At 29.2% G+C, this 25991-nt stretch carries 31 protein-coding genes, 4 tRNA genes, 1 other RNA gene and 1 pseudogene; 34 read left to right on the plus strand and 3 right to left on the minus strand.

Features of this window, described 5'->3' with window-relative positions; all coding sequences use genetic code 11:
- On the plus strand, positions 1–624 hold the full coding sequence (locus tag Bmayo_RS02280; protein ID WP_075552135.1) for a hypothetical protein: 624 nt from the start codon (positions 1–3) through the stop codon (positions 622–624).
- Positions 625–713: 89 nt separating this feature from the next.
- Here the strand turns inward: Bmayo_RS02280 and uvrC are convergent, their stop codons facing one another.
- On the minus strand, positions 714–2525 hold the full coding sequence (gene uvrC, locus Bmayo_RS02285) for an excinuclease ABC subunit UvrC (protein ID WP_075552136.1): 1812 nt from the start codon (positions 2523–2525) through the stop codon (positions 714–716).
- A 121-nt stretch (positions 2526–2646) separates the two neighbouring features.
- Here uvrC and Bmayo_RS02290 point away from each other — a divergent pair, with 121 nt between their 5' ends.
- From Bmayo_RS02290 to Bmayo_RS02305, 4 genes are all read left to right on the plus strand, one after another.
- Positions 2647–4164: a fibronectin type III domain-containing protein gene (locus Bmayo_RS02290; RefSeq protein ID WP_075552137.1), complete on the plus strand. Its 1518-nt coding sequence runs from the start codon at positions 2647–2649 to the stop codon at positions 4162–4164.
- Positions 4157–5467 carry a tetratricopeptide repeat protein gene (locus Bmayo_RS02295; protein WP_075552138.1) on the plus strand — a complete coding sequence of 437 codons (1311 nt, stop codon included), beginning with the start codon at positions 4157–4159 and terminating at the stop codon, positions 5465–5467. Before Bmayo_RS02290 ends, Bmayo_RS02295 begins: the two co-directional genes overlap by 8 nt.
- 62 nt (positions 5468–5529) lie before the next feature.
- Positions 5530–5618, plus strand: a tRNA-Ser gene (locus tag Bmayo_RS02300).
- Between the two features lie 56 nt (positions 5619–5674).
- A tRNA-Ser gene (locus Bmayo_RS02305) sits at positions 5675–5761 on the plus strand.
- A 25-nt stretch (positions 5762–5786) separates the two neighbouring features.
- Here Bmayo_RS02305 and Bmayo_RS02310 read toward each other — a convergent pair.
- Positions 5787–6494, minus strand: a complete 708-nt coding sequence (locus Bmayo_RS02310; RefSeq protein WP_075552139.1) for a hypothetical protein — start codon at positions 6492–6494, stop codon at positions 5787–5789.
- A 75-nt stretch (positions 6495–6569) separates the two neighbouring features.
- On the opposite strand from Bmayo_RS02310, the gene Bmayo_RS02315 reads away from it, so the two are divergent.
- The 16 genes and pseudogenes from Bmayo_RS02315 (at position 6570) to Bmayo_RS02390 (ending at position 18184) form a co-directional block, all read left to right on the plus strand.
- Positions 6570–6643: transfer RNA gene (locus tag Bmayo_RS02315), tRNA-Arg, on the plus strand.
- A gap of 16 nt (positions 6644–6659) precedes the next feature.
- Positions 6660–6746 (plus strand) — tRNA-Ser (locus tag Bmayo_RS02320).
- A gap of 3 nt (positions 6747–6749) precedes the next feature.
- Positions 6750–6846: signal recognition particle sRNA small type (ffs, locus tag Bmayo_RS02325), an RNA gene on the plus strand.
- Between the two features lie 229 nt (positions 6847–7075).
- Positions 7076–8758, plus strand: coding sequence for a DNA polymerase III subunit gamma/tau (gene dnaX, locus Bmayo_RS02330; protein ID WP_075552140.1), 1683 nt, complete (start codon positions 7076–7078; stop codon positions 8756–8758).
- A 4-nt stretch (positions 8759–8762) separates the two neighbouring features.
- On the plus strand, positions 8763–9062 hold the full coding sequence (gene efbC / locus Bmayo_RS02335) for a nucleoid-associated protein EbfC (RefSeq protein WP_075552141.1): 300 nt from the start codon (positions 8763–8765) through the stop codon (positions 9060–9062).
- Positions 9063–9231: 169 nt separating this feature from the next.
- The gene (locus Bmayo_RS02340; RefSeq protein ID WP_075552142.1) at positions 9232–9741 is read left to right on the plus strand and encodes a nucleoside-diphosphate kinase; all 510 of its coding nucleotides are present in this window, start codon (positions 9232–9234) and stop codon (positions 9739–9741) included.
- A 284-nt stretch (positions 9742–10025) separates the two neighbouring features.
- Positions 10026–10553 carry a hypothetical protein gene (locus tag Bmayo_RS02345; RefSeq protein WP_075552143.1) on the plus strand — a complete coding sequence of 176 codons (528 nt, stop codon included), beginning with the start codon at positions 10026–10028 and terminating at the stop codon, positions 10551–10553.
- Complete coding sequence (locus Bmayo_RS02350; protein WP_075552144.1) at positions 10550–11245, plus strand: LptA/OstA family protein; 696 nt, start codon at positions 10550–10552, stop codon at positions 11243–11245. Before Bmayo_RS02345 ends, Bmayo_RS02350 begins: the two co-directional genes overlap by 4 nt.
- Positions 11223–12014, plus strand: a complete 792-nt coding sequence (gene lptB / locus Bmayo_RS02355; RefSeq protein ID WP_075552145.1) for an LPS export ABC transporter ATP-binding protein — start codon at positions 11223–11225, stop codon at positions 12012–12014. The genes Bmayo_RS02350 and lptB overlap by 23 nt, the downstream gene beginning before the upstream one ends.
- A complete protein-coding gene (pgeF, locus tag Bmayo_RS02360) occupies positions 12011–12700 on the plus strand; it encodes a peptidoglycan editing factor PgeF (protein ID WP_075552146.1) in 690 nt (229 codons plus the stop codon). Before lptB ends, pgeF begins: the two co-directional genes overlap by 4 nt.
- Position 12701: 1 nt before the next feature.
- Positions 12702–13448: a Nif3-like dinuclear metal center hexameric protein gene (locus tag Bmayo_RS02365; protein ID WP_075552147.1), complete on the plus strand. Its 747-nt coding sequence runs from the start codon at positions 12702–12704 to the stop codon at positions 13446–13448.
- 10 nt (positions 13449–13458) lie between these two features.
- Positions 13459–13971, plus strand: coding sequence for a signal peptidase II (lspA, locus tag Bmayo_RS02370; protein WP_075552148.1), 513 nt, complete (start codon positions 13459–13461; stop codon positions 13969–13971).
- A gap of 44 nt (positions 13972–14015) precedes the next feature.
- Positions 14016–14195, plus strand: coding sequence for a hypothetical protein (locus tag Bmayo_RS02375; protein WP_083651419.1), 180 nt, complete (start codon positions 14016–14018; stop codon positions 14193–14195).
- A 13-nt stretch (positions 14196–14208) separates the two neighbouring features.
- Positions 14209–15038, plus strand: a pseudogene (locus tag Bmayo_RS02380) (YmdB family metallophosphoesterase).
- Positions 15039–15121: 83 nt separating this feature from the next.
- Positions 15122–16405: a UDP-N-acetylglucosamine 1-carboxyvinyltransferase gene (murA, locus tag Bmayo_RS02385; RefSeq protein WP_075552150.1), complete on the plus strand. Its 1284-nt coding sequence runs from the start codon at positions 15122–15124 to the stop codon at positions 16403–16405.
- A gap of 414 nt (positions 16406–16819) precedes the next feature.
- Positions 16820–18184: an MATE family efflux transporter gene (locus Bmayo_RS02390; protein WP_075552151.1), complete on the plus strand. Its 1365-nt coding sequence runs from the start codon at positions 16820–16822 to the stop codon at positions 18182–18184.
- An 87-nt stretch (positions 18185–18271) separates the two neighbouring features.
- Here Bmayo_RS02390 and Bmayo_RS02395 read toward each other — a convergent pair whose 3' ends face one another.
- The gene (locus Bmayo_RS02395) at positions 18272–18661 is read right to left on the minus strand and encodes a hypothetical protein (RefSeq protein WP_075552152.1); all 390 of its coding nucleotides are present in this window, start codon (positions 18659–18661) and stop codon (positions 18272–18274) included.
- 491 nt (positions 18662–19152) lie between these two features.
- Between Bmayo_RS02395 and tuf the strand changes: the two genes are divergently transcribed.
- Genes tuf through rplN form a run of 13 tightly spaced genes read left to right on the plus strand, consistent with a single transcriptional unit; the run spans position 19153 to position 25985 of the window.
- A complete protein-coding gene (gene tuf / locus Bmayo_RS02400; RefSeq protein ID WP_002657015.1) occupies positions 19153–20337 on the plus strand; it encodes an elongation factor Tu in 1185 nt (394 codons plus the stop codon).
- A 51-nt stretch (positions 20338–20388) separates the two neighbouring features.
- A complete protein-coding gene (gene rpsJ, locus Bmayo_RS02405) occupies positions 20389–20700 on the plus strand; it encodes a 30S ribosomal protein S10 (RefSeq protein WP_002557068.1) in 312 nt (103 codons plus the stop codon).
- A gap of 35 nt (positions 20701–20735) precedes the next feature.
- Positions 20736–21356 carry a 50S ribosomal protein L3 gene (rplC, locus tag Bmayo_RS02410; protein WP_075552153.1) on the plus strand — a complete coding sequence of 207 codons (621 nt, stop codon included), beginning with the start codon at positions 20736–20738 and terminating at the stop codon, positions 21354–21356.
- Between the two features lie 9 nt (positions 21357–21365).
- Positions 21366–21995: a 50S ribosomal protein L4 gene (gene rplD / locus Bmayo_RS02415; protein WP_075552154.1), complete on the plus strand. Its 630-nt coding sequence runs from the start codon at positions 21366–21368 to the stop codon at positions 21993–21995.
- Between the two features lie 20 nt (positions 21996–22015).
- Positions 22016–22312, plus strand: a complete 297-nt coding sequence (gene rplW, locus Bmayo_RS02420) for a 50S ribosomal protein L23 (RefSeq protein WP_075552155.1) — start codon at positions 22016–22018, stop codon at positions 22310–22312.
- 21 nt (positions 22313–22333) lie between these two features.
- Positions 22334–23167, plus strand: coding sequence for a 50S ribosomal protein L2 (gene rplB, locus Bmayo_RS02425; RefSeq protein WP_075552156.1), 834 nt, complete (start codon positions 22334–22336; stop codon positions 23165–23167).
- 9 nt (positions 23168–23176) lie between these two features.
- Complete coding sequence (gene rpsS, locus Bmayo_RS02430) at positions 23177–23455, plus strand: 30S ribosomal protein S19 (protein WP_002557073.1); 279 nt, start codon at positions 23177–23179, stop codon at positions 23453–23455.
- Between the two features lie 6 nt (positions 23456–23461).
- On the plus strand, positions 23462–23824 hold the full coding sequence (gene rplV, locus Bmayo_RS02435) for a 50S ribosomal protein L22 (protein WP_075552157.1): 363 nt from the start codon (positions 23462–23464) through the stop codon (positions 23822–23824).
- A gap of 3 nt (positions 23825–23827) precedes the next feature.
- Positions 23828–24712 carry a 30S ribosomal protein S3 gene (gene rpsC, locus Bmayo_RS02440; RefSeq protein WP_075552158.1) on the plus strand — a complete coding sequence of 295 codons (885 nt, stop codon included), beginning with the start codon at positions 23828–23830 and terminating at the stop codon, positions 24710–24712.
- The gene (gene rplP, locus Bmayo_RS02445) at positions 24713–25129 is read left to right on the plus strand and encodes a 50S ribosomal protein L16 (protein WP_075552159.1); all 417 of its coding nucleotides are present in this window, start codon (positions 24713–24715) and stop codon (positions 25127–25129) included.
- A 2-nt stretch (positions 25130–25131) separates the two neighbouring features.
- Entirely contained in the window at positions 25132–25332 is a 201-nt protein-coding gene (gene rpmC, locus Bmayo_RS02450) for a 50S ribosomal protein L29 (RefSeq protein WP_029362293.1), read from the plus strand.
- Positions 25333–25334: 2 nt separating this feature from the next.
- Positions 25335–25589, plus strand: a complete 255-nt coding sequence (gene rpsQ / locus Bmayo_RS02455; RefSeq protein WP_075552160.1) for a 30S ribosomal protein S17 — start codon at positions 25335–25337, stop codon at positions 25587–25589.
- Positions 25590–25616: 27 nt separating this feature from the next.
- Positions 25617–25985: a 50S ribosomal protein L14 gene (gene rplN / locus Bmayo_RS02460; RefSeq protein WP_075552161.1), complete on the plus strand. Its 369-nt coding sequence runs from the start codon at positions 25617–25619 to the stop codon at positions 25983–25985.
- Positions 25986–25991 lie beyond the last annotated feature (6 nt).

The following is a 25991-nucleotide window of genomic DNA, read 5'->3' on the forward strand; positions in this document are numbered from 1 at the left end:
ATGAAGCAAAAATTAATTTGGATTGGATTGTTTTGTTTTTTGTCTTGTAGATCTGAATCTAGATTGGCAGAAATTGTTTTAATAGAGTTTTTTAATTCTATTAAAAATTTTCAAAGCAGTCCTGAAATATTTTTTAAATATTTGAATATTCCAAGTGATGATGATCTGAGAGCAAAAATTCGTGGGTTAAAGTCTCAAGCAAAGGACGATTTCATTTTTTATCCTTTATTTTTTAATAATCTAAGATATGAGATAATAGGTAGAAAAAATATTTCTAAGGGCTTTGAATTTGAAGTTGTTATTAAAAATATTAACTTTCAAAACGGGATAGAAAAATTTTTGGCCAAATTAAATAAAATTGAAGGAAGATCTTTAAATATTAAAAATTTAGAAAAAAAAGAGCGCAAAAAAATATTTAACAATTTAATAAATAAAGTTGTTGAAGAGTTAGATAATTTTGATTACACCGAGATTGTTCATTTTTTTAGAGTAGTTAAGAGTTCTTCTGAAGGTTATAAAATAGAGCTTTTGGGAGATGTTTTGAATATACAGGTTAGAAATAAGCTTATTAATGATCTTTTTTTGGTTTTATCGCCTGGAATTTCAAATAGTGTTTTATTTTAAAAGAATGTTAATAAATAATAATCTAGTTTAAAATTCTGTAATTTTATCGTTAATTTAGAGGTTATATAAAATTTAATTGAATTTAAAATTTATTTATCTTGATTATGATTTTTTATTGAGTTTTCTTTCATTGCAAATTCTTTTATTCTTTTTGCAAGTTGAATATTTACTTTTATTTTTTCTGAAATTTCATTTTCACTTAAAGGCAATATATCCTTATAGGTTCCAATTGATTTTAATATTTTTTGGGCTGTTTTTTCTCCAATTCCATGTATTTTTGTATACAATGGGCTTATTTTTTCTCTTCTTTTTTTGTTAAATCCGTTGGCCCTTCTGTGTGCTTCGTCTCTTACATTTTGTAGTATCCTAAGAGCAGGATGTCCTTGGGGCAGATTTATTCCTTTTTTGTTAGTTGTTAAGAATATTGTTTCTTGTTTTTTTGCCAACGAACAGACTTTAACTTTATTTTCTATTTTTAAGCCCTTTAAGATAGAAAAAGCAGCATTTAATTGTCCTTTGCCTCCGTCAATTAAAATTAAATTCGGTAGTTCTAAGTTGTTATTGATTATTTCTGAATATCTTCTTGAGATTACTTCTTTTATTGCCTTAAAGTCATCAATTTCTCCCTTTAATAGTGATTTTAGTTTGTAAAGCCTGTAGTTTTCTTTAAAAGGTATTCCCATTTTAAAAGTAACCATAGAAGCTACTGTTTCTTGACCTTTAAGATGAGCAATGTCAAATCCTTCAATTATTTTGGGAAGTTTGTCCATTTCTAGAAAAATTTTCAAACTCTCAAGTGCTTTGTTGTTTTTATTTTCATATTCTCTTAAAGATAATTCAGCATTAGATATGGCCATTTCCATTATTTTTAAAATTTCTTCTGTTTCTTTGTAAATAATTTCTGTTTTTGTATTTTTAATTTCATTTATTAGTTTTTCAGCATTTTTAGTGTCGATATCTTTGAGAAAAATATGAATTTTGTCTGGCACTATCATATTAATAGATGTATAATATTGAATCAAAAATTGTAAAATCAGTTCATTTTCTTTACATATACTCTCATCAAAGTTTGCATCTCTTTCAACTAATTTCCCATTTCTGTATTTTAATACTATTATTGTATTTACATTTTCTCCCGGATGAACATGTACATAGTCTATGTTTAAATTGTTGGTTTTTGTAACGATTTGAATTTGATTGATTTCTATTAAAGAACTTTTAATTTCTTTTAATTTGATCGCAGTTTCAAAATCTTCTTTTTGTATGGCAAGTTTTAATTTGATATCAATTTGGCTTAATATTTTGGATATATTTCCGTTTAGTATGGATTTTGCCTTATCTAGCTCTTTTTGATATTCTTTTTCAAGGTTTTCTTTGTAGCATACTCCAAGGCACTGTCCCATATGGTAATATAGGCAAGGAGCATTGGATTTTTTTTTACACTTTCTAATCTTAAATGTTTTGTTAATAAAATCTAATACTTGGTCTAATTTTTTTACATTGGTAAATGGTCCAAAATACTCGCTTTTGTCATTAATTATTTTTCTAGTTTTGAAAATTCTTGGATATTTTTCATGGGTTATCCTGACCATGGGATAACCTTTTCCATCTTTTAATTTTACATTGTAATCAGGTTTGTGAGTTTTGATTAGATTGCACTCTAGAAGTAATGCTTCGTATTCGCTATTTGTTGTAATAATTTCTATTGATTTTACATTTTTCATTAATATTTTGATTTTGTGACTATTTTTTTCTAAAAAATAACTTTTTACTCTTGATCTTAGATTTTTTGCTTTTCCAATATAGAGTATTTTTTTATTTTCATTTAGCATTTTGTAGCAACCGCTTGTGGTTGGAAATTTTATTACTTTTCCAAATAAACTTGTTAGGATCTCTTTCATAATATCAGGCAGTTTTTAGATTTTAAAAATCATCTTATGATATAATATTATATCATAAGGCGGCTTGTTTTATGTTTTGTGGTATTTAAAAATATGAATAATAACAAATAAAAGGTCAAAAATGAGATTAATTTTAATGCTCTTGCTATCTTTTTTGTGCTTTTCTATTCTTTTATCTCAAGAATTGAAGTTGATACTTGATTCGAAAAAAAATTTTAAATTTATTCAAGATTCTAGCAATGTTACTTTTGAAAGGGATATGAGGGGTTTGCTTGGTATTTATCTGGATAGATATAAAGCTTTTTTAGATTTGAATAATATTGATTTGCGTTTAGAAATAGGAAGAGATAATAAATTAAAAGATACATCTTCAAATTATTTAGTTAGTGCAAAAAGTTTGAGAGTTTCAAATGAATTTCGTAATGTTTCTAATGGCTCTTTAATTTTTTATTCAAATCAAAATCCTGTTAAGTTTAAGCCATTAACAAAGAAAGCTTTCTTTTTTTCAGGCAATACCGTTTCTGATTTTACTATTAAGTTTTGGGTATATAGAACAACTTCTGTTACAGGAGAAATTATTTTTAGTTGGGATGGTTATAAAAAGATTAATAATTCGTGGGTAGATCAGTCTATTAGATTAGAAAGTGATGAGGGAAATTTTGTTTGGGTTTTAAACAATGTATTTTTAAAAGACAATAAAAATCCTATCAAAATTAGAATGAAAAGTAATGATGATTTTATTCCAAAGAAATGGCATTTACATACTTTAAGATATAGACAAAAGGATGGCATACTTGAATATTTGATAGATTCTAAACCTCAGGCAATAGAATATGTAACAGATGACAGGAAGGAAGGATCAGGATATTTATTAAGTATTGGCAATTTTATTGATTTTACCTTGGGAACTTATTTTACTGGTGCGGTTGAGAATTTGGAAATACATAAAAGCTTTGAAGAGGTTAACAATGCTTTTTTTTCAAAGAATATGGGATACATTATTACAGAGCCTATCAAGCTTTCTAAATATTATTCTCAAATATTATCCTTTGATGTTGATTCTAATGTTCCTAAGGATACAGAGATTGTTTATTATTATAGATTAGATAATAAGGTATTTTATGATACAGATATTCATGGGAATATTAAAAAAAATTTAACTGGGGCATGGATTCATTTTGATCCTAAAAAAGATTTTCCAGATTCAAAGATATCAAAATATATTCAAATAAAAGTTGAATTTTATCCTAGTGGAGATTCTGTAAGCAGCCCTTCTCTTTATAGCATGTCAATCACTTACGTTCCTGAAGCAGCTCCATTTCCACCTGTGATAACAAAAGTTATTCCAGGCTCTAGAGAAGTTTTTATTGAATGGATTCCTGTTGTTAATAGTAGTGTTGAAGGGTATTACATTTATATTGGGGTTGCCTCTGGTAATTATCATGGAAAAACCAGCGGGGTTTTAGCTTCTCCTATTGATGTTGGAAATCAAACTTCTTTTAAGATTACAGGGCTTGAAGACGGAAGGCTTTATTATATTAGTATTGCTGCTTACAATTTGGATAAAAGTGTTAATAAGACTTCTTTTTCAAAAGAAATTTCTGTAAGGCCTATGGAGATTTTTAAAAAATATGAATAACTTTAGCTTTGAAAAAGCTTTAAATTTTTATAAAAATGGTGACTTTAAAAGTTCTCTTGACAATTTAGATGTTTTTGATGAGAATTTTGATTCTCTTTCACTTAAAGCACTTATTTATTTCAAGAAAAAGGATTATAAAGCTCTTTTATATGTTTTAAATACTTATCCTGTTGTTTTGAGTGAATATAATTTTTTAGTTAAACTTATAGATTATGGCAAAATTGAAAAAAATAAAGATGATCTAGGTCCTTTTGAGAATTATAATTTAGGTGTTTTTTATTTCAATTTAAAAGAATATGAACTTGCTTTAAGTTGTTTTTTAAAAGCTAAAGAGCAAAAATCTGATTTTGTACAAGCTTTAAACAATAGCGCTGTTTTATTTGAAATGTTGGGCAACAAGGACGAGGCTTTAAAATTATTTTTTGAGGCTAGAGATTTGGATCAAAACAATTCTCTGGTTAAGCTTAATATTTGGATTTTAAAAAACAGTAAACCCTTTCAAACAGTAAGCTTTTTAAAGGTAGATAAAATTTTTTTTGATGCTAACCTTGCTCTTGTTGTTAATTATTTAATGTATTATTTCTATTCTATTGGGGAAATAAGCAGAGCAATTAAGCTTTCTGAGAAATTTTTAACAGACTCTCATTATTCTAAGTATATTTGGCACAATAGGGCAACTATTTTTCATAAAATAGGCAACATGACGCAAGCTACAACATCTTATGTTAAAGCCATTTTAAGTTTTCCAAATATTTATACAATTTACAATATGCATATTGCAACAGTTGAACTTTTAAAATTTTCTCCTAAAAAGGCTATTGAGAGAATGGTTAATGATTATTCTAACTTAGACTTGATATATTTGTATGCAACCTTATTTTTTCTTAGAAATCGTGATCTTGAGGATGCCTATTTTTACATGAAAAAACTTTGCGAGCTTAATCCAGAGCCTTATTCAAAATTTTTAAAATTACTTGAGTCTAGTGAGGATATGTTAATTGAAGCTCTGCTTGAAGAATTTGCAGTATCTTTAAGAACAAATTGGTATTTAGATTATTTATTTTTTATTGACAATTCTTTAAATTTGAGAGATCCTGTTTTTGTTTTTGATCACAATATAAGAATAAATACATATATTTGGAGAATTAAAGATGAGTGCATTGAATTAAAATTTAGCAACAATGAGGAAAAAATGGTTCAAGAGGTCTTGCATGAAGAATGTATTTGTCCTGAAATTAACGTTTCTATTAGGGATTTTCAAAATTTAATAGAAGCTTATAAAGAGTTTAGAATAAATTACTAATATTTATAATTTATTTGGTTGACAATAATAATATCTCTAAGATAATATGTATTAATGTTATAGGAGAGATGCCAGAGTGGCCGAATGGGGCTTCCTGCTAAGAAGTTGTCCTTTTAAAAGGGGACCATGGGTTCGAATCCCATTCTCTCCGTAATTATTTAAATCTTGACAGTGTGTACTTTATTTATTAAAATTTGTTTTAACTCTGGAGAGGTGGCAGAGTGGTTTAATGCTACGGTCTTGAAAACCGTTGTAGGTGTAAGCCTACCGTGAGTTCGAATCTCACCCTCTCCGTAATTATTATATTTGATTTTAAGTATTAAGATTGAGGGTTTTTGTTGGGCCGATATTCATTTTCTGTGTTTTCATGTATGGGGAATTGAAATTCAATTTTATCGCAGTCATTACAGTCAATTGAGAATGAATCATAAAAAACTATAATTTGGTTATTTTTAAAGTAATATTTATATCTTGGAAAGATTGTTGTGAATTTTTTTTCTAATTCTTTTGGATTGAGTTTGTCTTTAGCGTAAAAATTTTTAATTCTGCTTTTTAGCTGTTCTTTCAATACGTTTATTAGAGAGTCTAGCTGATCTTTTGATATTATTTCTGAAATTTCTATTTTTTTGTTTCCTTTTAAGTTTAAAGAATAATATTTCAAGAAAGTGCTTGATTCTTTTTCTTTGAAAGATTCTTTATATAAAATAGATGTAATGCCAATATTTTCATTTTTAAATATTGTAAAGCTGGAAAAATAAAAATATTCATTTTTTGAGTTTTCGGGTTTTGATATTTTATTTTCGATGTCTTTTTTCCATTTTTTTATAAGATTTTCAAATTCAAAGTTTGAGTTTTCCATAAAAGGAATTTTTGCATCTATGTGGAGAATATTATTGTTTTTTAGTATTTCATTTTCTTTAATATTTTTAGTTTTAATTATGAGCTCAGGATTAACTGCACTTGAAGCTTTTTTAGAGCATGATAAAATAGATAATATTGAAAGAAAAATGATTATTTTAGTTTTCATCAACTTCTCCATTTTCTGTTGAATGTTTTTATTGTAATAAATAGTAATTTTTATTACAATAAAGATTAATTTTATGTGTCCATAGCTCAGTTGGATAGAGCGTTAGATTGCGATTCTTAAGGTCGGAGGTTCAAGTCCTCTTGGACACGAAAAGTTTGTTAGTTTGGAGAGATGGCCGAGTGGCTTAAGGCGCACGCTTGGAAAGCGTGTATACAGTAAAATGTATCATGGGTTCGAATCCCATTCTCTCCGATTCCTAGGACCCGTACTATCAAATATTGCTGAATCCCGTCAGGACTGGAAGGTAGCAGCGGTAAGCGATTTTTTTGATGAGTACGTAAGTCTTAGGTTTAATTTTTAACCAAAATACAATGCTTTGCTTATGTTAAGATATGGATTTATCTTTTTAAAACTTTCAATTTTAGTATATTTTTAGGAACCTTTTCTTTGTTAGATATTTTTTATGTTTCATAAAATTCTTTGGGAATTCTTTTAAAGTAATAGTTCTGAGATATAAATATGTTGTATAGTATATATTTACTAGTATTTTACTTATTAAAGCACAGGGAGGTAAAAAGTTAATGGCGTCTTCAAGAGGCACTGCTCTTAAGAAACGCCCCAGAGATTTCAACTCTCTTGAAGGGCAAGATTTTGTTGTTGAAACTCTAAAGCATTCTATAGAGAAAAATAAAATAGCCAATGCCTATATCTTTTCAGGGCCAAGAGGCGTTGGCAAGACTTCATCAGCTAGGGCTTTTGCTAGATGCTTAAATTGCAAGAATGGTCCGACAGTTATGCCTTGTGGGGAATGCAGCAATTGTAAATCTATTGATAATGATAGCAGTCTTGATGTTGTTGAAATTGATGGTGCTTCAAACACCTCAGTCCAAGATATTAGACAAATTAAAGAAGAGATAATGTTTCCTCCTGCAATTTCTAAATATAGAATATATATTATTGATGAAGTTCATATGCTTTCCAATTCTGCTTTTAATGCTCTTTTAAAGACGATTGAAGAGCCTCCCAATTATATTGTTTTTATTTTTGCCACTACAGAGTCACATAAGCTTCCAGAGACAATAAAAAGCAGATGTCAACATTTTAGTTTTAAGCTTTTATCTTTAGAAAAGATTTATAATATGCTTAAGAAGGTTTGTTTTGAAGATCATATTAAATATGAAGATGAAGCTTTAAAATGGATTGCATATAAAAGTAGCGGTAGTGTAAGAGATGCTTATACTCTTTTTGATCAGATAGTTTCTTTTACTGATTCTAATATTAAATTAGATCAAATAAGATCTAAGATGGGTTTAACTAATGATGAGTTTTTGGAGAATTTGTCAGTTAGCATTCTTGGCGAAGATATAAAAGAGTTAATTTGTGTTCTTGATTCTATTTTTTCAGCTGGAGTGTCTTATGAGCAATTTCTTTTAGATTCAATCGAATTTTTTAGAGAGGCATTATTTTTAAAGATAGGTATTAAAAATTTTGAGTTTATTGGAATTAAATCTGAGAATTTGAGAAAGAAATTAATTGAGTTTGATTTGAACTATCTTGAGAGAATTATTGTTGTTTTGCTGGAAACTTACAGAGATTTGCAATTTTCGGTTAATCCAAGATATGAGCTTGAGATTAATTTTATTAAAATTTTAAGGCTTAAAAATTATATTCCAAATCATGTTTTAATAAAGCAAATTCAAAATCTTGAAGACAATTTGTTAGAAAATGTTGCCGTAGATTCAAACAATTTTGATGCTTTGGTAAATAATAAGAACGAAGATGATTCGGCTTTTATTACAGCAGAATCTAGCTTAAAATGTGAATTTCCCGAAATCAAATCCTTAGAGAAAGAGGAAGCTAATTTTGATGGAAATTTGTCAACAAAAATTGATAAAAATCTTATAAAGACCAATAGTATTGATGAGATTGATGAAATTTTTATTGAAGATGATAATTCAAATAAAGCAAATGATTTTATTAATATAAGAGATAAATTTATTTATATTGTTTCAAGATATGTTCAAACTTTAGTTCATTCAGGAGAAGTTGTTATTGATGATAATATTCTTTATTATAAGGTGTTTAGTGAGTTTGAGTATAATGAGCTTCAAAATTATAAAGGTGAGATAAGATCTGAATTTTATAAAGAATTTCCCAATTTAAGCATTGTGTTTCAGAAAAATTTTAAAAGCCTTGAAAAGGATTTTGAAAAATTAGAAACTGTAAAAAATATTTTTGGAGCAAGTGAAGTTCTGGAGGAATAAAAATATGGCAGTAAATCCGTTAGATTTTTTGAAAAATATGTCTAGCGTTAAGAGTAATATTGACAATATTAAAAAGGAAATTTCTAAAATTACGGTTTGTGGCAAAGCTGGTAGCAATATTGTTGCTATTGAGATGGATGGCGAATTTAATGTTAAAAAAGTTTCAATCAATAAGGAATTTTTTGATGATTTAGACAAGGATGCTTTTGAACAAATGGTTAAATCTGCTTTAAATGATGCTGTTTCTAAGGTTAAAGAAGAGATAAAATTAAAAACTATGGGGGTTCTTCCTTTTGGAATGTAGTTTTTAATTTTTAAAGGTTATATTTTGATTTTTCAATATAATATTAAGCGTTTTACAACTTGTAGTATTCCATATAAATTTAATTAATCAGATATAATTTTTGTATTGAATAAGTATTTTTATTTATTTAATTATTTTTAAATACATGTCCTAAATTTTAGGAGGATTTATGTCAATGTTATTGCAAAAAACTTTATGTATTATTAAGCCAGATGGAGTTAGGAGAGGCTTAATTGGTGATGTAGTTTCTAGATTTGAAAGAGTGGGTTTAAAAATTGTGGCTGCTAAAATGCTTATTGTTGATGAGAGTTTAGCAAAAAAACACTATTTATATGATGATATTGTCTTTAGGCATAGTGAGACGGTTTGGAATTCTTTAATTAAATTTATTTCAAATTCCCCTGTTTTTGCATTTGTTGTTGAAGGGGTTGAAAGTATTGAGGTCGTTAGGAAGCTTTGTGGCGCTACTGAGCCAAAATTAGCCATTCCCGGAACAATACGAGGAGATTTTTCTTATCATAGTTTTAAGTATTCAAATGAAAAAGGTTTTTCAATTTACAATGTGATTCATGCATCTGCAAATGAAGTAGATGCAATTCGCGAAATACCAATTTGGTTTAAAGACAATGAAATTTTAAGCTACAAAAGAGATGATGAATTTGAACATTATTATTGTTAATTTTGATAATCTATTTTTTTAAAGTAATAAGTTTTAAATTGCTTTTAATGCTAGTCTAAAATAAGGACAATTTTTGTACTTTTGTTTTAATTTTTGTATTTTTGGTAGTATTTTTATACAGAAAATTGTTCTTAAGTATGGTGTTTTGAGCTTGGTTTTATGTTTTACATTATAATTGATTATGTAAATAAATTTTGTTTGATAAAGTTTTTAATGTTATGTTGTTATGTTTAATAGATTATCAATTAAAATAGAAAAAATTTTTAGTCTTGTGAAAAATATTTATGAAAATACTTAGACTATATTCATTGTTTTTGTTTTTTTCTTGTACTTTCAATTATGATGAATATTCTAATAGATCTGATTTGGCCAAAAAGTTTCCTTCAATACAAATATTAGGAATCAAGTATTATGATATTGTGTACAATAAAGAGCAAACCGTTTTAGATTCTTTAAGTTTTAGTTATTTTAATGACTATAAAATTTATAAGGCAGAGAATGGAAGATTTTTATATCATTCGCTAGATAATGAAATTTCAGGGAAGTTTAATAATTTGGAAGGTTCTTATATTACAAAGGATTTGGATATGAGAGATTCTGTAGAATTGAAAATAGAAGATAAAAATAATTATTATTTGCTTAATTCAAATAGGCTTTTATGGAAGAATAAGGACAAGAGATTGCAATCTCCTCCAAATGAGCTAGTATTAATTAGATTCAATGATAGCAAAATAAAAGGAAAAGGATTTTCTTATTTTTTAAAGAGCAATGTTTTTTATTTTGATTCTGGGGTTAAAGGAATCATGAATTGAGGGATTTAATTTTAATATGGATTTTTATTATTTTTGTTAACAATATTCAAGCAACACAATTAGAATCCAGTCTTAAATCTGAAGGGCTTAAGGGAAACGATGAGAAAAGTACTAATTTTACCTTTAAGTCAGACTTTGCACAAGGAATAGTGTCTTCTTTTTATAAAAAAATTGTTTTAAAAGGGAATTCAGAGGTTATTTCGTCAGGTTTTAAGCTTAGAGCAGATGAAATTGAAATTTATGGAGAAAATGGCTCTTATCTTGAAGCTAGAGGCAATGTTTTTTATGAAGATTATAAGAATAAGATGAATGTTAAGGCCCAGTTTTTGTTTTTTAATAGAAAATTGGATAATTTTTATCTTCAAAAAGGGGTTGAGCTTGAAGATCTAGAAAATAATATGCTTATTAAAGCGGAAAGGGTTGAAGGCAGCAATAAGGCTAATGTTTATATTATGCAATATTCTGTTAAAATATATAAGGACGATACTTTTGCAAGAGCTGAGAATGGGACTTATAATAAAGAAGAAAAAGAAATGCTTCTTGAGGGGGTTCCAGTAATTTACCAGAAAGACAACTATTATTCTGCTTCAAGAATAATTTTTAATACTAAAACTAATAGGTATAAACTTGAGGGAAGTGTTGAGGGAGAGTTTACTCAAGTTGAGGACGATGTTTCTAAAGAAAAAAAATAAAATAAAAGAGATTAAGGAAAGTCTTAACCTTGATTCTGTCAATAATGTTGTTTTAAAAGCAGACAACATTATTAAAAAGTATGGCGAAAAGGTTGCTGTTAATGGCATTACGATTAATATTCATAAAGGCGAAGTTGTGGGGCTTCTTGGTCCAAATGGAGCTGGCAAAACAACAACATTTTATACTATTGTAGGCTTTATTAGGTCTAATGCAGGCAAAGTTTTAATAAATGATTATAACATTTCATCTCTTAATATGTATGAGCGCGCACGAATAGGGATTGTATATCTTCCCCAAGATGCTTCAATTTTTAGAGAACTTACAGTTGAAGAGAATATTATGGTTGCTTTAGAGAGAAGAGAGGATCTATCTAATGCTGAGCGTAAGATAGAGCTTGTGGATTTGCTTAAAGAATTTGAGATAAAAAGAATACAAAGCCAAAAAGCTTATACTCTTTCTGGTGGAGAGAGAAGGCGAGCAGAGATAGCAAGAGCTTTGGCTGTAAATCCCCATTTTTTACTCTTAGATGAACCTTTTGCCGGTATTGATCCTATTGCGATTGGGGATATAAAGAATATAATAAAAATTTTAAAAGGTAGAAATATAGGGGTTCTTATTACTGATCACAATGTAAGAGATGCTTTTGATATAATCGATAGAGCTTATATTGTTTATCAGGGGCAAGTGCTTGATGAAGGCGATGTTGATTATATAATAAGGAGCGAGAAAGCCAAAAAGCTTTATTTAGGAGAAGAATTTAGGTTATGAAAACAATAGATCATGAACTTTATTATGAATTTAGGATAGCCGATGATGTTAAAATTATTTATACTAAAAAGCCTTTTAATCTAAATTTAAAAGAACTTAGTAATGATAATTTAAACTTTGTTCCTAAGTCTAAGAAAATAAAATATTTAAAGCAATTGCATACTGATATTATTCATAAAGTTGAAGATAATTTTATTAATTTTCAAGAAGGAGATGGCCTTATATCTAGTTCTTTAGATGTAGCTCTTGTTGCTTACTTTGCAGATTGTCTTCCAATATACTTTTATGATTCGGTGAAAAAAATTATAGGACTTGTTCACAGTGGATATAAAGGAAGCTTTAATTTGATTATTTTGAAAATGTTGTTTATGTTTGAAAAAATGGGATCAACTTTTAAGGATTTGAAAATTGTTTTTGGGCCTTATAACAGATCTTGCTGTTATGAGGTTTCTGATTTTTTTTTAAAAGAAGTAAGTAATAAATTTAGTAAAGGATTATTAAATGCTTCTTTTGTCACAAGAGATGGTAAAATATACTTTGACAATGCTAGCTTTAATTTAAATTTACTTTCTAGTTTTAATTTAAATGTTTATAATTCAAAGCTTTGTACGTATTGCTTGAAAAATCTTTATTCTTATAGAAGATTAAGAGAAAATCAAAGTTATGCTTTAATTTGGAGAATTTAATTTGAACGTAAGAGATTTGTCTTTTAAGCTTAATTCAATTTTTGATATAAATAAGTATGAGCATGTTGATAAAAATTTAAATGGACTTCAAGTAGGAAATCTTAATGCCGAGGTTAACAAGGTTGCCTTTGCTGTTGACGCTAGCTTTTCAACTTTAAAAGAAGCAAAAGGAAATGATTTTTTAATTACCCATCACGGTATTTTTTGGTCAAAAAAAGAGCGCATTGTTTCTAATATGTATGATAAAACGAAATTTTTGATTGAAAATAATTTAGCTCTTTATTCGGTACACTTACCTATGGATGCTCATTCTGTTTATTCGCACAGCAAAGTGTTTTCAGATTTTTTAGGATTAAAAAATCCTTTTAATTTTGCAAATTATGGGGGGTTTAATCTAGGAATTATTGCTGATTCTGTTTTTAGCTTTTCTGAAATTTTAGAAAAAATTAAAAAGGAAAATAAACATATTCTTTTTTCGAAAAAGTTTAAAGAGTCAGTGAATAAGGTTGCGATTGTTAGTGGTTCTGGATACTCTTTTTTTGAAGAAGCTTTATATCATGATGTAGATTTGTTTATAACCGGAGATACTTCTCATCAAATATATTCTTTAGCAGAAGAATGCAGCGTGAACTTGATTTTTGCAGGTCATTATTTTACTGAAACTTTTGGTTTAATTAAATTAATGGAAGATTTTAAAATTCAAGAAGATTTAGAGGTTAAATTTATTTGTAAAGATACTAATTTATAAGGATTTTTGTATGGGCGCTAGAAGTAAGCAATATTTCAATATTTTTATATTTATTATTAGTTTAATTTTTTTTGATCAACTTTCTAAGTATTTGGTTGCAAAGTATGTTAAATTGGGTTCAATATATTTTTCCTTTTTTGATGATTTTTTTAGGATAATACATGTAAGAAATACAGGTATTTTATTTTCTATGGGTTCTAATATTCATTATAGCTTGAAAAAAATTTTTTTTCTTGCAATGCCTATTTTCATTTTAATATTTGTTTTTTATCTTTCTTTGAAAGAGAGAAATTATATTGCCAGAATTTCACTTTTATTAATTTTTTCAGGAGGAGTGGGAAATGTTATTGATAGATTGTTTAGACCCTCTGGAGTTGTAGATTTTTTAGATTTCAAATTTTATGGAATTTTTGGACTTGATAGATGGCCTACTTTTAATTTTGCAGATAGCTATGTTGTTGTAGGAATGATTTTATTTCTGGTTTATGATTTTTTTATAAAAAGAAAAGTGCTTAATAAATGAAGATTTTGGGTTTTATTTTATGCATGTTGATGAACTTATTTTTAATGTTTTTTATTTTCTTTTTAGAATTTCTTTTAGTTGTTAAATTTAGCATTATTGTAAAGCCTTATTTGCAATTTATGTTGATTTTCATGATGATTGTTTTTGCTGTTTTAGTGGGGTATTTTGTGTCAATTTTTATTGTAAGAAGTTTGCTTATTAAGTTGTTTGAACTAGATCAATAAAAAGAGAGGCTTTGTGTCTTTAAGGGTTTTAATTACTGGCGAGGTTGTTGGTAAAGCCGGGATTATGGTTATAAAATCCTTTTTATCATCTTTTAAGGTAGAAAAAAGGATTGATTTTGTAATATCTGGTAATAATTTCACTACAGGCTTAAGGGGTCTTGGCAAGAAACATGCCTTTTTATTAAAAAAGTATGGAATTGATGTTTTGACTTTGGGTGAAAATGCTTTCGCAAGGTCTGATTTGTCTGATGATCTTGATAAATATAATTTTATTTTAAAACCTTTAAATTGTCCTGCAAAATTAAAAGGATATTCTTATTTTATTTATAATATTAATGGCAAAAAATTGGCTGTAATTAGAATTGTAGGCCAAACAGGAATAACTAAATATAAATTTAATCATCCTTTTTATAGTTTTGATTTTTTTTATCAAAGAATTAAAATGCAAACAAATAATATTATTGTTCTATTTGATTCAAATACTACGGCGGAAGTTAATGCTTTGTTTTTTTATCTAAAATCAAGAGTTAGTGCTTGTCTTGGAACCGGGAAAAGGATTTTAACAGCTGATTTGAGAATTTTAGACAATACTGCTATTATAACTGATTTGGGTAGAGTTGGGAGTTTGGACAGCGTTATTGGATATGTTCCTAATTTAGAGGCGGATAAATTTTTAAAAGGATTTTTAAATCAGAGATTTGATGAATCTTGGGAGGGCCTTGGCTTTAACGGTGTTTTAATTGATATCGATGAGAATGGGCATTCTTTTTTTGTAGAGACTGTTAGAGAATATATAAATATATAGATTATAAATCAAGTTTAAAAGATATGGATATTGTTTGATATTTATATTTTCATATGTTCTTTAAATTTTAATAATCTTGTCTGTGAGATTTAATTTTATTGGGTTTATAGGAGGATGTTTGATGCATAGTTATATTGTAGAAGGTGGTTATAAGATAGGTGGTAAAATTACAGCTAGTGGGAATAAAAATGCTGCTTTGCCTTGTATTTTGGCCGCTTTGCTTACCGATGAAGAGGTTATTTTAGAAAATATTCCTAATATTAATGATGTAAAAGTTGTTTTAGATATTTTAAGTGATATAGGGGCAGATATTGTAAGAGAAGGAAATACTTTAAAAATCAAAGTTTTAAATATTGTAAAAACAGAAATAGATTCCTCTCTTACGGATTTAATTAGGGCTTCCATACTTTTATTAGGACCCTTTGTTTCTAGATTTGGAAAAATAGATATGGCTCTTCCGGGAGGAGATGTGATTGGAAAGAGGCGACTTGATACTCATTTTTATGGGCTTTGCAAGCTGGGAGCCAATTTAAGCACAAAAGATGGAAGGATTGTTTTAAGGGCTAAAAAGCTTATTGGAGCTGAAATGTTTTTAGATGAAGCTTCTGTTACAGCCACAGAAAATATCATTATGGCCGCAGTTCTTGCTGAGGGGAATACTATTATTATAAACGCTGCTTGTGAGCCACATGTTCAAGATTTATGTAATATGTTAAATTCAATGGGTGCTAATATTTTGGGAATTGGTTCGAATATTTTAGAAATAAAGGGTGTAAAAAAATTAAGTGGAACCATATTTAGAATAGGAGCCGATTTTATGCAGGTTGGCTCTTTAATTAGCCTTGCTGCATTAACAGGGGGTGAGCTGGAAATTAAAAAAGCAGATCCTCAACATTTCAGATTAATTAGGCATGTATATTCAAGACTTGGCATTAATTTTGAATATGACAGGAAAAATGTATATGTAAGAGATAAACAAGAATTAAAAGTTAAGTTAGATTTTGGTGGACACATCCCAAAAATTGATGATGGTCCATGGCCAGCCTTTCCAACAGATCTTATGAGCATTATTATAGTCACTGCAACTCAAGTAGAAGGCACAGTTTTGGTTTTTGAAAAGATGTTTGAATCTAGGATGTTTTTTGTAGACAAATTAATAAAAATGGGTGCTCGAATTGTGCTTTGTGATCCACACCGTGTAGTAGTTACGGGCAAATCTTCTCTTAAAGGTAATATTTTGTCTTCTCCGGACGTACGGGCGGGAATGTCTCTTCTTATTGCTGCTTTTGTTGCTGAAGGTCGCAGCGAGATTCAAAATGTTTATCAAATTGAAAGAGGATACGAAGATGTAGCTAGCAAATTAATTAATTTGGGTGCAAAAATCAAAAAAGTTAAAAGCCAATAGCTTGGTGTTAGACTTTATTATATGTGCATGATTTATGGAAAATTTTTTTAAGAAAAGATAAAGATAAGGCGTTAAGATGTTGAATTATGAATGAAAATATATTACATTAATTTTTATTATTGGGATTTTTTTGTTATTTTATTTAGTTCGGCTGTGATTTGAAGTATTAATAAATTTTTATTATTTATTATATCTGATTTTAATTTTTCTGTTTTTGATTATGATTTTTTTAGTGTGGTAGGTTAATAGATTTTATTTGTACTTTGGCCATTTAATGCATAACATGTTGACTGTTAATTGTTTTGACATTGTATATTAATTTTAAATTTTTAAAATTAAATACTTTTTTATTACTAATGAATAAGTTTGAGTTTAGATTTTTATAAAAAATATTTTAGATAAGGATAAAATTTTATGTCTACAAATAAGAGTAAGACTAGAGAATTAATATTAAATGGCAATTTATATAAGGTTCTTTTTTTAATAAGTTTTCCTATTGTTATAACCAATATTATTCAAGCTTTTTATGATCTTACTGATATGTTTTATGTTGGCAAGCTTGGAGCCATGCCTTTGTCAGCGCTTTCACTTGCTGGTCCTGTAAATTTTTTTATTATGGCTATTGCTATGGGAATGGCTACAGGAAGCATTTCTTTGATTTCAAAATGTATAGGAGAGGGAAATTTTTCTCGTTTTTCAAGGTATGCAGGGCAACTTATTGTTTTAAACTTTATTTTATCTTTATTTGTTACTATTTGTGCTTTTTTTTTTATTGAGCATCTTTTAGATTTGTTGGGCGTAAAAGGTGAGCTTAAAGAACTCTCAAGAGTTTATTTTTATGTGACAATTTTTGGAATACCTATTATGTTTTTAAGTATTTCAATTACATATATTTTAAATGCTCAAGGAGAAACTATCCTTTCAATGATAATAGTTATATTTGCCAATATTGTTAATTTTATTCTTGATCCAATTTTAATATTTGATTTTAATATGGGTATTACTGGGGCTGCTTGGGCCACGTTGTTTTCAAAATTGTTAACAGTTGCTTTTTACTTATTTTTGACTTACAGACTAAATTATGGATTAAAAATTCATCCAAAGGACTTAGTGATAGATATAAGATCCATTAAAGAAATTGTTAGTCTGGGATTACCTTCAACTTTTGGGCAAATAATGGTTTCGTTGTCTTTTTTTATTTTCAATTATATAGTTATTGAGATTAGTCCTAAATTTCTAGCGGCGTATGGACTTACAAATACTATTATTTCTTTTTTATTTCTTCCTGCTATGGGAATTGGTACCGGAATTATTTCAATTGTTGGTCAAAATCTTGGTGCTAAGAAAATCAATAGGGTAGGAGAAGTTTTGAAAAAGGGGTTTTTTATTTCTTTATCAATTTTATTAATAATAAATTCTATTGTTATTGTTAATAAACAGTTTATACTGAGGTTGTTTACAAATGATTTAGAAGTTTTAAATTATGCTAATAATTATTTATTGTTAACAACTATCGGTACTTTTGGATATGGATTGCAGCAAGTATTTTTTGGGGGACTTATTGGATCTGGCAGGACAAAAATTGCAATGATTGTTATTTTTATTAGGTTATGGCTTATTCGTCTACCAGTAGTTTTTATTTTTCAATATTTTGGCATAATTGAAAATTCTTTAGGTTATGCTTTTATAATTTCAAATTATTTAGCAATTATAATTTTAGTTGCTTTTACTTGCACTCGTTATTGGGCTAAGCCCATTTTAATTAAAAAATACAAATAGTAATTAAGATTTATTTATATTTGTATTCTTCCAAAAGAAATAGTTGATTTATTTTTAATAATTTTAGTTTTAAATCGTTTCTCTTTGTTATTGTTTTTCAAAAATATATAATGTGTTTTTTCTTTTGGTGTTGATTTTAGTTTTTAAATGAAAAGTTTTTGTCTCAAGCCCATTAAGTTTTTCTCTAATTAATTCACCCGTTTTGCTGCCTTCTTTAAAAATTGCCAATGAATTTGCATTTATATCTTCTGCGCTTTTGTTTTTAAGAGTAATTATTAGATTGTTTTTGCTGTCGGATTTGTAGTTTACTATTTCCACTTTTTTGTTAGTTTTTATAGTGCTAATAAGATAGGTAATTTCTTTTGCATGTTCTTTTGATTTTATTGTGCTTGTTTTCATGCAAGACATAAAAAGAATTGAAATGTTGGGAATTGCAATTATTGGTAATAATTTAAGTATAAATTTTTGAGCTTTCATCATTTTTATTGTATTTTTTATTGGGGGTAGCGTTAACCTTTTTTATAAATAAAGATGTTTGATAAATTTTAAATAGTTGTTAGATTTCAAAAAGTATTTACTATTGTTTTGAATTTCATGTTTTTGAATGTGTTAGTTGAGAATTTCTTATTTTAAGCGGCTTGTTTTAAAGCTTTATTTTTTAGAATTTTATACTTTTCTTTAATTAATATAAAGTTTATGTTAATTTTTGATTCTATTATATGCGGGGTTAATTGAGTTTAAAAGTTTAAATGTATTGACTATATTTTATAAAATATGTAGAATTTTAAAGCTATTAAAATTTTTTAGAAAAACACGCGTAGTGCGGGTCAATTTCTAAAAAATTGATTTTTATTTTTTTGATTATTTGTAGCTATTTTCTTATTTCAATAAGAATTAATTTGTTAAAAATTTTTTAAAGAGATTAAATGTAAGTAGCTATTTAGAGTGTGAAATTTAGGAGGTTAGTCATGGCAAAAGAGGTTTTTCAAAGAACAAAGCCGCACATGAATGTTGGAACAATAGGTCATGTTGATCATGGTAAAACAACATTAACGGCGGCTATTAGTATTTATTGTTCAAAATTAAATAAAGACGCAAAAGCATTAAAGTATGAAGATATTGATAATGCACCTGAAGAGAAAGCAAGAGGAATAACAATTAATGCTAGGCATATTGAGTACGAAACAGCTAATAGACATTATGCTCACGTAGATTGTCCAGGCCATGCTGATTATATAAAAAATATGATCACAGGAGCAGCCCAAATGGATGCAGCGATACTTTTAGTTGCTGCTGATAGTGGTGCTGAACCTCAAACAAAAGAGCATTTGCTTCTTGCTCAAAGAATGGGAATAAAGAAAATAATAGTTTTTTTAAATAAATTAGACTTAGCAGATCCTGAACTTGTTGAGCTTGTTGAAGTTGAAGTTTTAGAGCTTGTTGAAAAATATGGCTTTTCAGCTGATACTCCAATAATTAAGGGTTCGGCTTTTGGGGCTATGTCAAATCCAGAAGATCCTGAATCTACAAAATGCGTTAAAGAACTTCTCGAATCTATGGATAATTATTTTGATCTTCCAGAAAGAGATATTGACAAACCATTTTTGCTTGCTGTTGAAGATGTATTTTCTATTTCAGGAAGAGGTACTGTTGCTACTGGGCGTATTGAAAGAGGTATTATTAAAGTTGGTCAAGAGGTTGAAATAGTTGGTATTAAAGAAACCAGAAAAACTACTGTTACTGGTGTTGAGATGTTCCAAAAAATTCTTGAACAAGGTCAAGCAGGGGATAATGTTGGTCTTCTTTTAAGAGGAGTTGATAAAAAAGATATTGAGAGAGGGCAAGTTTTGTCAGCTCCAGGTACAATTACTCCACACAAGAAATTTAAAGCTTCAATTTATTGTTTGACTAAAGAAGAAGGTGGTAGGCATAAGCCATTTTTTCCAGGGTATAGACCTCAGTTCTTTTTTAGAACAACCGATGTTACTGGAGTTGTTGCTTTAGAAGGCAAAGAAATGGTAATGCCTGGTGATAATGTTGATATTATTGTTGAGCTAATCTCTTCAATAGCTATGGATAAGAATGTAGAATTTGCTGTTCGAGAAGGTGGAAGAACTGTTGCTTCAGGAAGAATTCTTGAGATATTGGAATAGCTTAAGACTTTAAGGATATATTTAATACTCTCTAAAGTTTAGGAGAATAAATTGATTGCTAAAGATAAGATACGCGTAAGATTATTTAGTTTTGATGTTAAAATATTAGACCAGAGTGCCGAATCTATTGTTAAAGCTGTTCAGAAGGCTAAGGCTCAGATTAAGGGTCCAATCCCTTTGCCGACAAAAATAAAAAAATATACTGTTTTACGCTCTCCTCATGTCAATAAAAAGTCAAGAGAGCAATTTGAGATGAGAACTCATAAAAGGCTTATTGATATTTTAGAGCCCACTTCTGCTTTAATGGATTCTTTAATGAAATTAGAGCTTCCAGCAGGTGTTGAGGTAGATATTAAGCAGTAAATGATATTTTAAGTATATGAATTTGAGGTGTTTTAATGTTGGGATTGATTGGAAAAAAAGTTGGCATGACTCAGATATTTCAGAAAAATGGCATTGTGGTTCCTGTTACTGTTATAGAGTTTCAGCCCAATTATATTATAGGGAAGAAAACAGTTGATAGAGATGGTTATAGTGCTCTTATAGCAGGTTCTGTTGATCTTAAAAGTTCTAAAGTTTCAAAGCCCATAAAAGGTCAATATAAAAGTTTAAAAGATATTGAGCCCAAAAAATATGTGATAGAGCTTAAGGGGCTTGACGGGTATGATGCTGGTGATGAGATTAAGGTTGATGTTTTTAAGTCAGTTAAGTATGTAGATGTTACAGGCACTACTAAAGGCAAGGGTTTCCAAGGGGCTATGAAAAGGCATAATTTTAGTGGTGGGCCATCTTCTCATGGATCAAAATTCCATAGACATCTTGGTGGAACAGGGCAGGCCGCTACTCCTTCAAGAACATTTAAAGGGACCAAAATGGCTGGTAGAATGGGTGGAAATCAACAAACTATTCAAAATCTTGAAGTTGTTTTAATTGATGAAGAAAAGAGAGCCCTTTTAGTAAAAGGTGCTGTGCCTGGTGCCAAGGGTTCTTTTGTTGTTGTTAAGAAATCTAAAAAGTAGGTATTTAGTATGGAAAGAAAAGTTTTTTCTAAAGATGGGAAAGAGATTGGAACTATAAATTTGGATGATAGAGTTTTTAATATAGAAATTAGTCATGGGTCTATTTATAATGCTATAAAAAATGAGTTGTCTAATCTTAGGGTTGGAACATCTTCAACTAAAACCAGATCAGAGGTCAGGGGTAGTTCTAAAAAGCCTTGGAAGCAAAAAGGAACTGGTAGGGCTAGAGTTGGTACAAAGCGAAATCCAGTTTGGATTGGCGGAGGCATAGCATTAGGGCCAAAGCCTAGGGATTATAACTATAAATTACCTAAAAAAGTAAAAAAGCTTGCATTTAAGTCTGTATTAAGTTTACGTGCTGTTGATGAAAATAGTTTTAAAGTTATTGAGAATTTTAATATTGAATCTGGAAAAACAAAAGATCTTGCTTTAATAATAAAAAATTTTGCAAGTTTCAATGGTAAGGTGGTTATACTTTTGGGAAATGATGATCAGATGATCAAGAGAGCTGGTAAAAATATAAGAGATTTAAAGATTTTATCTTTTGATAAACTTAGGGTTGTTGATTTGTTTTATGCTAAGAATTTAATAGCTCTAGAATCTGCTATTAATAAGCTCAATGAGTTTTATATTAAATAAAAAGGATGTTGAGGATAAGTATGAAGGCTTATGATATAATAGTTTCACCTATGCTTACTGAAAAAACTAATACTCAAAGGGAAAGTATTAATGTTTATGTTTTTAAGGTTAATAGAAGAGCAAATAAAAAAGAGGTTAGCGCAGCAATAAAAGAACTTTTCAATGTTACTCCAGTATCGTGTAATTTGCTCAATATTAAAAGTAAAGCCAAGGTTGTGGTGTCTCGAAAAGGGTACCCTATAGGCAAGGGGAAAACTTCTTCTTGGAAGAAGGCATATGTTTGTCTCAAAAAGGAAGATAAAATAGATATTTTTTAGTGGTTTTGGAGAAAAATAAATATGGGTATTAAGACTTATAAGCCAAAAACTTCTTCTTTGCGCTATAAGACGACTTTATCTTTTGATGATTTAAGCAAAGGTAATGATCCTTTAAAATCTTTAACAAAAGGTAAAAAATTTAAATCGGGCAGAGATTCTTCTGGTAGGATTAGTATTAGAAGAAGAGGTGGTGGGCATAAGAGAAAGTATAGGTTGATTGATTTTAATCGAAGAGATAAATTTAGCATTCCTGCTCGAGTTGCTTCTATTGAATATGATCCTAATAGAAGTGCTAATATAGCTTTGCTTGTTTATAAAGATGGAGAAAAAAGGTATATTATTTCTCCTAAAGGCATTAAGGTTGGAGATGTTTTGGAAAGTGGTCCGAATGCCCCAATTAAAATTGGTAATGCCTTGCCTCTTGAAAATATTCCTATTGGAAGAACTGTTCATAATATTGAGCTTAATGTGGGAAAGGGTGGGCAGCTTGTAAGAAGTGCTGGTGGATATGCTATGATACTTGCTTCTGATGGGAATTATGTCACTGTAAAATTATCATCTGGTGAGATGAGATTGATTTTTAAAAAATGTATTGCAACAATTGGTGAAATTGGAAATGAAGATTATGCAAATATTTCCATAGGGAAAGCTGGTAAAAGTAGATGGCTTGGTAGAAGGCCCAAGGTTAGAGGCGTTGCTATGAATCCTGTTGATCATCCGCACGGTGGTGGTGAAGGAAAAACTTCTGGGGGTCGCCATCCTGTGTCTCCTTGGGGACAGCCTACTAAAGGCTATAAGACTCGCAAGAAGAAGAAATATTCAGATAAATTTATTATTAAAAGAAGAAATAAATAGGAGAGTATAGTGGCAAGATCTATTAAAAAAGGACCTTTTATAGAAAAGAGTCTTTATCAAAAAGTTTTATCATCTTTTGGAAGTGAGAAAAGGGTTGTTATTAAAACCTACTCTAGATCTTCAACAATAATTCCTGAAATGGTAAGTCTTACTATATCTGTTTACAATGGCAAGACTTTTATACCTATTTATATTACTGAGGATCTTGTGGGGCATAAGCTTGGTGAGTTTTCACCCACAAGGATTTTTAGAGGGCATGCCAAGTCAGATAAAAAGGGAAGGAAGTGAGTAGTTATGTTAGTAAATAGAAGATATACAGCAAGGGGCAAAAATTTACCCTCTTCTCCAAAAAAAGTTAGGCCAATAGCTGACAATATACGGGGGGAGTCTTATGTTAAAGCTATTGCAGTGCTTTGTTCTATTCCTAATAAAGGAGCTAAACTTTTAGAAAAAGTTGTTAAATCAGCAGCATCAAATGCGATGTATTATAATAAAAATCTTTCCGAGGATATGATATTTATTAAAACAGTTATGGTTGATGATGGGCGTCGTCGTAAAAAGATTTGGCCTAGAGCTAGGGGTAGGGCTGATAGGCTTGTTAATAGAAATTGTCATATTTTTGTTGAAGTTGATGAAAAAAAAGATATTAAAGGATAAAGCATGGGCCAAAAAGTACATCCATATAGCTTAAGGTTAAAAATTAATAAAGATTGGAAATCAAAGTGGTATTTTGATAAAAAGTTGTATTCTACAATTCTTCATGAAGACTTTTTAATTAGGCGAGAAATTATGAAGTTTCTTAAAGGGATTAAATTTGATATTTCTGATATAGAAATAATTAGGAATAATCCTCAAAAAGTAACAGTAGTAATTGTTACTCCAAGGCCTGGTTCTGTGATAGGGCTTAAAGGTTCTAATCTTGAAAAGATTGGTCAATTGTTAACTAAAAAAATTTTTAAAAAGATTAGTATTAAGATTAAAGAGGTCAAAAGGCCAGAGCTTGATGCTAAAATTATTGCTAATGGGATTGCAAAGCAAGTAGAAAATAGAGCGTCTTATAGAAAGGTTTTAAAATCATCCCTTTCTACTTCTATGTTAAAAGGTGCTCAAGGGCTAAAAATTAAGATTGCTGGTAGACTTGGTGGAGCTGAGATTGCTCGAAGCTTTGAAGTTAAGGAAGGTCGGGTCCCTTTGCATACTCTTAGAGCCAATATAGATTATGGGTTTTCTGAGGCTCAAACTACTTATGGCATTATTGGAGTTAAGGTTTGGTTATTTAAAGGTGAAGTTTTGGGGAGGCAAACCAATTCTGATGCTGGTCAGGTAATAAATAAAAAGCCTTTTAAGGAAAGAGGTGATGCTGTTAAAAATTTTGATAAAATTTTAAATAATAGAGAAAAGGCCAATGAGAAGCAAACTAGGCTTTTAAATAAAAAAGATGGGCCGTCTAAAGAAGAAGTGGGTCTTTCAAATAAAAAAAAAATTAGTGCGTCTTTTACTAAAGAAAGAGTCGATTCTAATGAGCGGATATTGGAGGATAATTAGATGTTAAGTCCCAAAAAGGTTAAATATAGAAAAAAGCAGAGAGGAAGATTGTCTGGAGAGGCGCAAAAGGGCAATAAAATTTCTTTTGGTGAGTATGGACTTATTTCTTTGGAAACAAATTTTATTACTGCTCGTCAAATTGAGGCTGCTCGTATTGCAATGACTCGTAAAATAAAAAGAGGCGGAAGGGTTTGGATAAGAATATTTCCTGATATTCCTTATACTAAAAAACCAGCTGAAACTAGAATGGGCAAGGGCAAAGGGGGTGTTGATCATTGGAATGCTCCTGTTAAGCTTGGCACTGTTATGTTTGAAATGTCTGGAGTTGTGGAGGAGCTTGCTCAAGAGGCTATGTCGCTTGCGAGTTCTAAGCTTCCAGTAAAAACCATGTTTGTTGTAAGGCGAGATTTGAGGTAATTATGTTGAAAAATTTTAAGAATTTTACTCTTGAGGACATGAAGGCTAAAAGGCTAGAATTAAAAAAAGAATATTTGGATTTAAGATTTAAATCTGTTGTTGGTCATGTTGAAAATCCTTTAAAGAAAAGAGAGGTTAGACGTGATATTGCAAGGCTTAATACAATGATTTGTGAATATGAATTGGGTATTAGAAAGGTTTAGATATGGCAAGAGAAAATAAGAAAGAATTAATTGGCAAAGTTGTTAGTGATAAGATGTCTAAGACTATAGTAGTAGAAATTGTTCAAAGAAAGATGCATCCAATTTATCATAAGTATTTAAAGGTTAGTAAAAAAGTTAAAGCACATGATGAGAAAGAAGTTTCACGGGTTGGCGATAAGGTAAAAATTATTGAGGTTCGACCTATTAGTAAAGATAAAAGATGGTCTCTTGTTGAGGTTTTAGAAAAATTAAAATAGTTTTGATTTTTCTAAAGGAGGTTGATTATGATTCAGATGCAAACTTATTTGACAATTGCGGATAATACTGGTGGCAAGGTGGCTCAATGCATTAAAGTGCTTGGTGGTAGTAAAAGGCGTTATGCCAAAATTGGGGATATAATAACCATTGTAGTAAAACAAGCAATTCCTAATTCTTCTGTTAAAAAAGGAGATGTTTATAAAGCTGTAATTGTTAGAACTTCTAAAGAAGTAAGACGTAAGAACGGAACTTATGTTAGGTTTGATGATAATGCTTGTGTGATACTTGATGCTAATTTAAGCCCTAAGGGCAAAAGGGTGTTTGGCCCTGTTGCAAGAGAACTTAGGGATGCTAATTTTATGAAGGTGGTATCGTTAGCTTCAGAGGTTATATAGCAAAAG

Origin of the sequence: Borreliella mayonii, from assembly GCF_001945665.1 — a bacterium.
Lineage (GTDB): Bacteria > Spirochaetota > Spirochaetia > Borreliales > Borreliaceae > Borreliella > Borreliella mayonii.

Bases quoted from the DNA above. Each gene is read 5' to 3' on its own strand.
- rplV (WP_075552157.1), top strand. From the start codon at position 23,462: ATGTTAGTAAATAGAAGATATACAGCAAGGGGCAAAAATTTACCCTCT.
- rpmC (WP_029362293.1), top strand. From the start codon at position 25,132: ATGTTGAAAAATTTTAAGAATTTTACTCTTGAGGACATGAAGGCTAAA.
- Bmayo_RS02375 (WP_083651419.1), top strand. From the start codon at position 14,016: ATGTTTTTTATTTTCTTTTTAGAATTTCTTTTAGTTGTTAAATTTAGC.
- Bmayo_RS02390 (WP_075552151.1), top strand. From the start codon at position 16,820: ATGTCTACAAATAAGAGTAAGACTAGAGAATTAATATTAAATGGCAAT.
- rplD (WP_075552154.1), top strand. From the start codon at position 21,366: ATGGAAAGAAAAGTTTTTTCTAAAGATGGGAAAGAGATTGGAACTATA.
- uvrC (WP_075552136.1), bottom strand. From the start codon at position 2,525: ATGAAAGAGATCCTAACAAGTTTATTTGGAAAAGTAATAAAATTTCCA.
- efbC (WP_075552141.1), top strand. From the start codon at position 8,763: ATGGCAGTAAATCCGTTAGATTTTTTGAAAAATATGTCTAGCGTTAAG.
- rpsQ (WP_075552160.1), top strand. From the start codon at position 25,335: ATGGCAAGAGAAAATAAGAAAGAATTAATTGGCAAAGTTGTTAGTGAT.
- Bmayo_RS02280 (WP_075552135.1), top strand. From the start codon at position 1: ATGAAGCAAAAATTAATTTGGATTGGATTGTTTTGTTTTTTGTCTTGT.
- rplW (WP_075552155.1), top strand. From the start codon at position 22,016: ATGAAGGCTTATGATATAATAGTTTCACCTATGCTTACTGAAAAAACT.
- lspA (WP_075552148.1), top strand. From the start codon at position 13,459: ATGGGCGCTAGAAGTAAGCAATATTTCAATATTTTTATATTTATTATT.
- rplC (WP_075552153.1), top strand. From the start codon at position 20,736: ATGTTGGGATTGATTGGAAAAAAAGTTGGCATGACTCAGATATTTCAG.
- Bmayo_RS02290 (WP_075552137.1), top strand. From the start codon at position 2,647: ATGAGATTAATTTTAATGCTCTTGCTATCTTTTTTGTGCTTTTCTATT.
- Bmayo_RS02345 (WP_075552143.1), top strand. From the start codon at position 10,026: ATGAAAATACTTAGACTATATTCATTGTTTTTGTTTTTTTCTTGTACT.
- rpsC (WP_075552158.1), top strand. From the start codon at position 23,828: ATGGGCCAAAAAGTACATCCATATAGCTTAAGGTTAAAAATTAATAAA.
- rplP (WP_075552159.1), top strand. From the start codon at position 24,713: ATGTTAAGTCCCAAAAAGGTTAAATATAGAAAAAAGCAGAGAGGAAGA.
- tuf (WP_002657015.1), top strand. From the start codon at position 19,153: ATGGCAAAAGAGGTTTTTCAAAGAACAAAGCCGCACATGAATGTTGGA.
- dnaX (WP_075552140.1), top strand. From the start codon at position 7,076: ATGGCGTCTTCAAGAGGCACTGCTCTTAAGAAACGCCCCAGAGATTTC.
- murA (WP_075552150.1), top strand. From the start codon at position 15,122: ATGCATAGTTATATTGTAGAAGGTGGTTATAAGATAGGTGGTAAAATT.
- rplB (WP_075552156.1), top strand. From the start codon at position 22,334: ATGGGTATTAAGACTTATAAGCCAAAAACTTCTTCTTTGCGCTATAAG.
- Bmayo_RS02395 (WP_075552152.1), bottom strand. From the start codon at position 18,661: ATGAAAGCTCAAAAATTTATACTTAAATTATTACCAATAATTGCAATT.
- Bmayo_RS02295 (WP_075552138.1), top strand. From the start codon at position 4,157: ATGAATAACTTTAGCTTTGAAAAAGCTTTAAATTTTTATAAAAATGGT.
- pgeF (WP_075552146.1), top strand. From the start codon at position 12,011: ATGAAAACAATAGATCATGAACTTTATTATGAATTTAGGATAGCCGAT.
- lptB (WP_075552145.1), top strand. From the start codon at position 11,223: ATGTTTCTAAAGAAAAAAAATAAAATAAAAGAGATTAAGGAAAGTCTT.
- Bmayo_RS02340 (WP_075552142.1), top strand. From the start codon at position 9,232: ATGTCAATGTTATTGCAAAAAACTTTATGTATTATTAAGCCAGATGGA.
- Bmayo_RS02310 (WP_075552139.1), bottom strand. From the start codon at position 6,494: ATGAAAACTAAAATAATCATTTTTCTTTCAATATTATCTATTTTATCA.
- rplN (WP_075552161.1), top strand. From the start codon at position 25,617: ATGATTCAGATGCAAACTTATTTGACAATTGCGGATAATACTGGTGGC.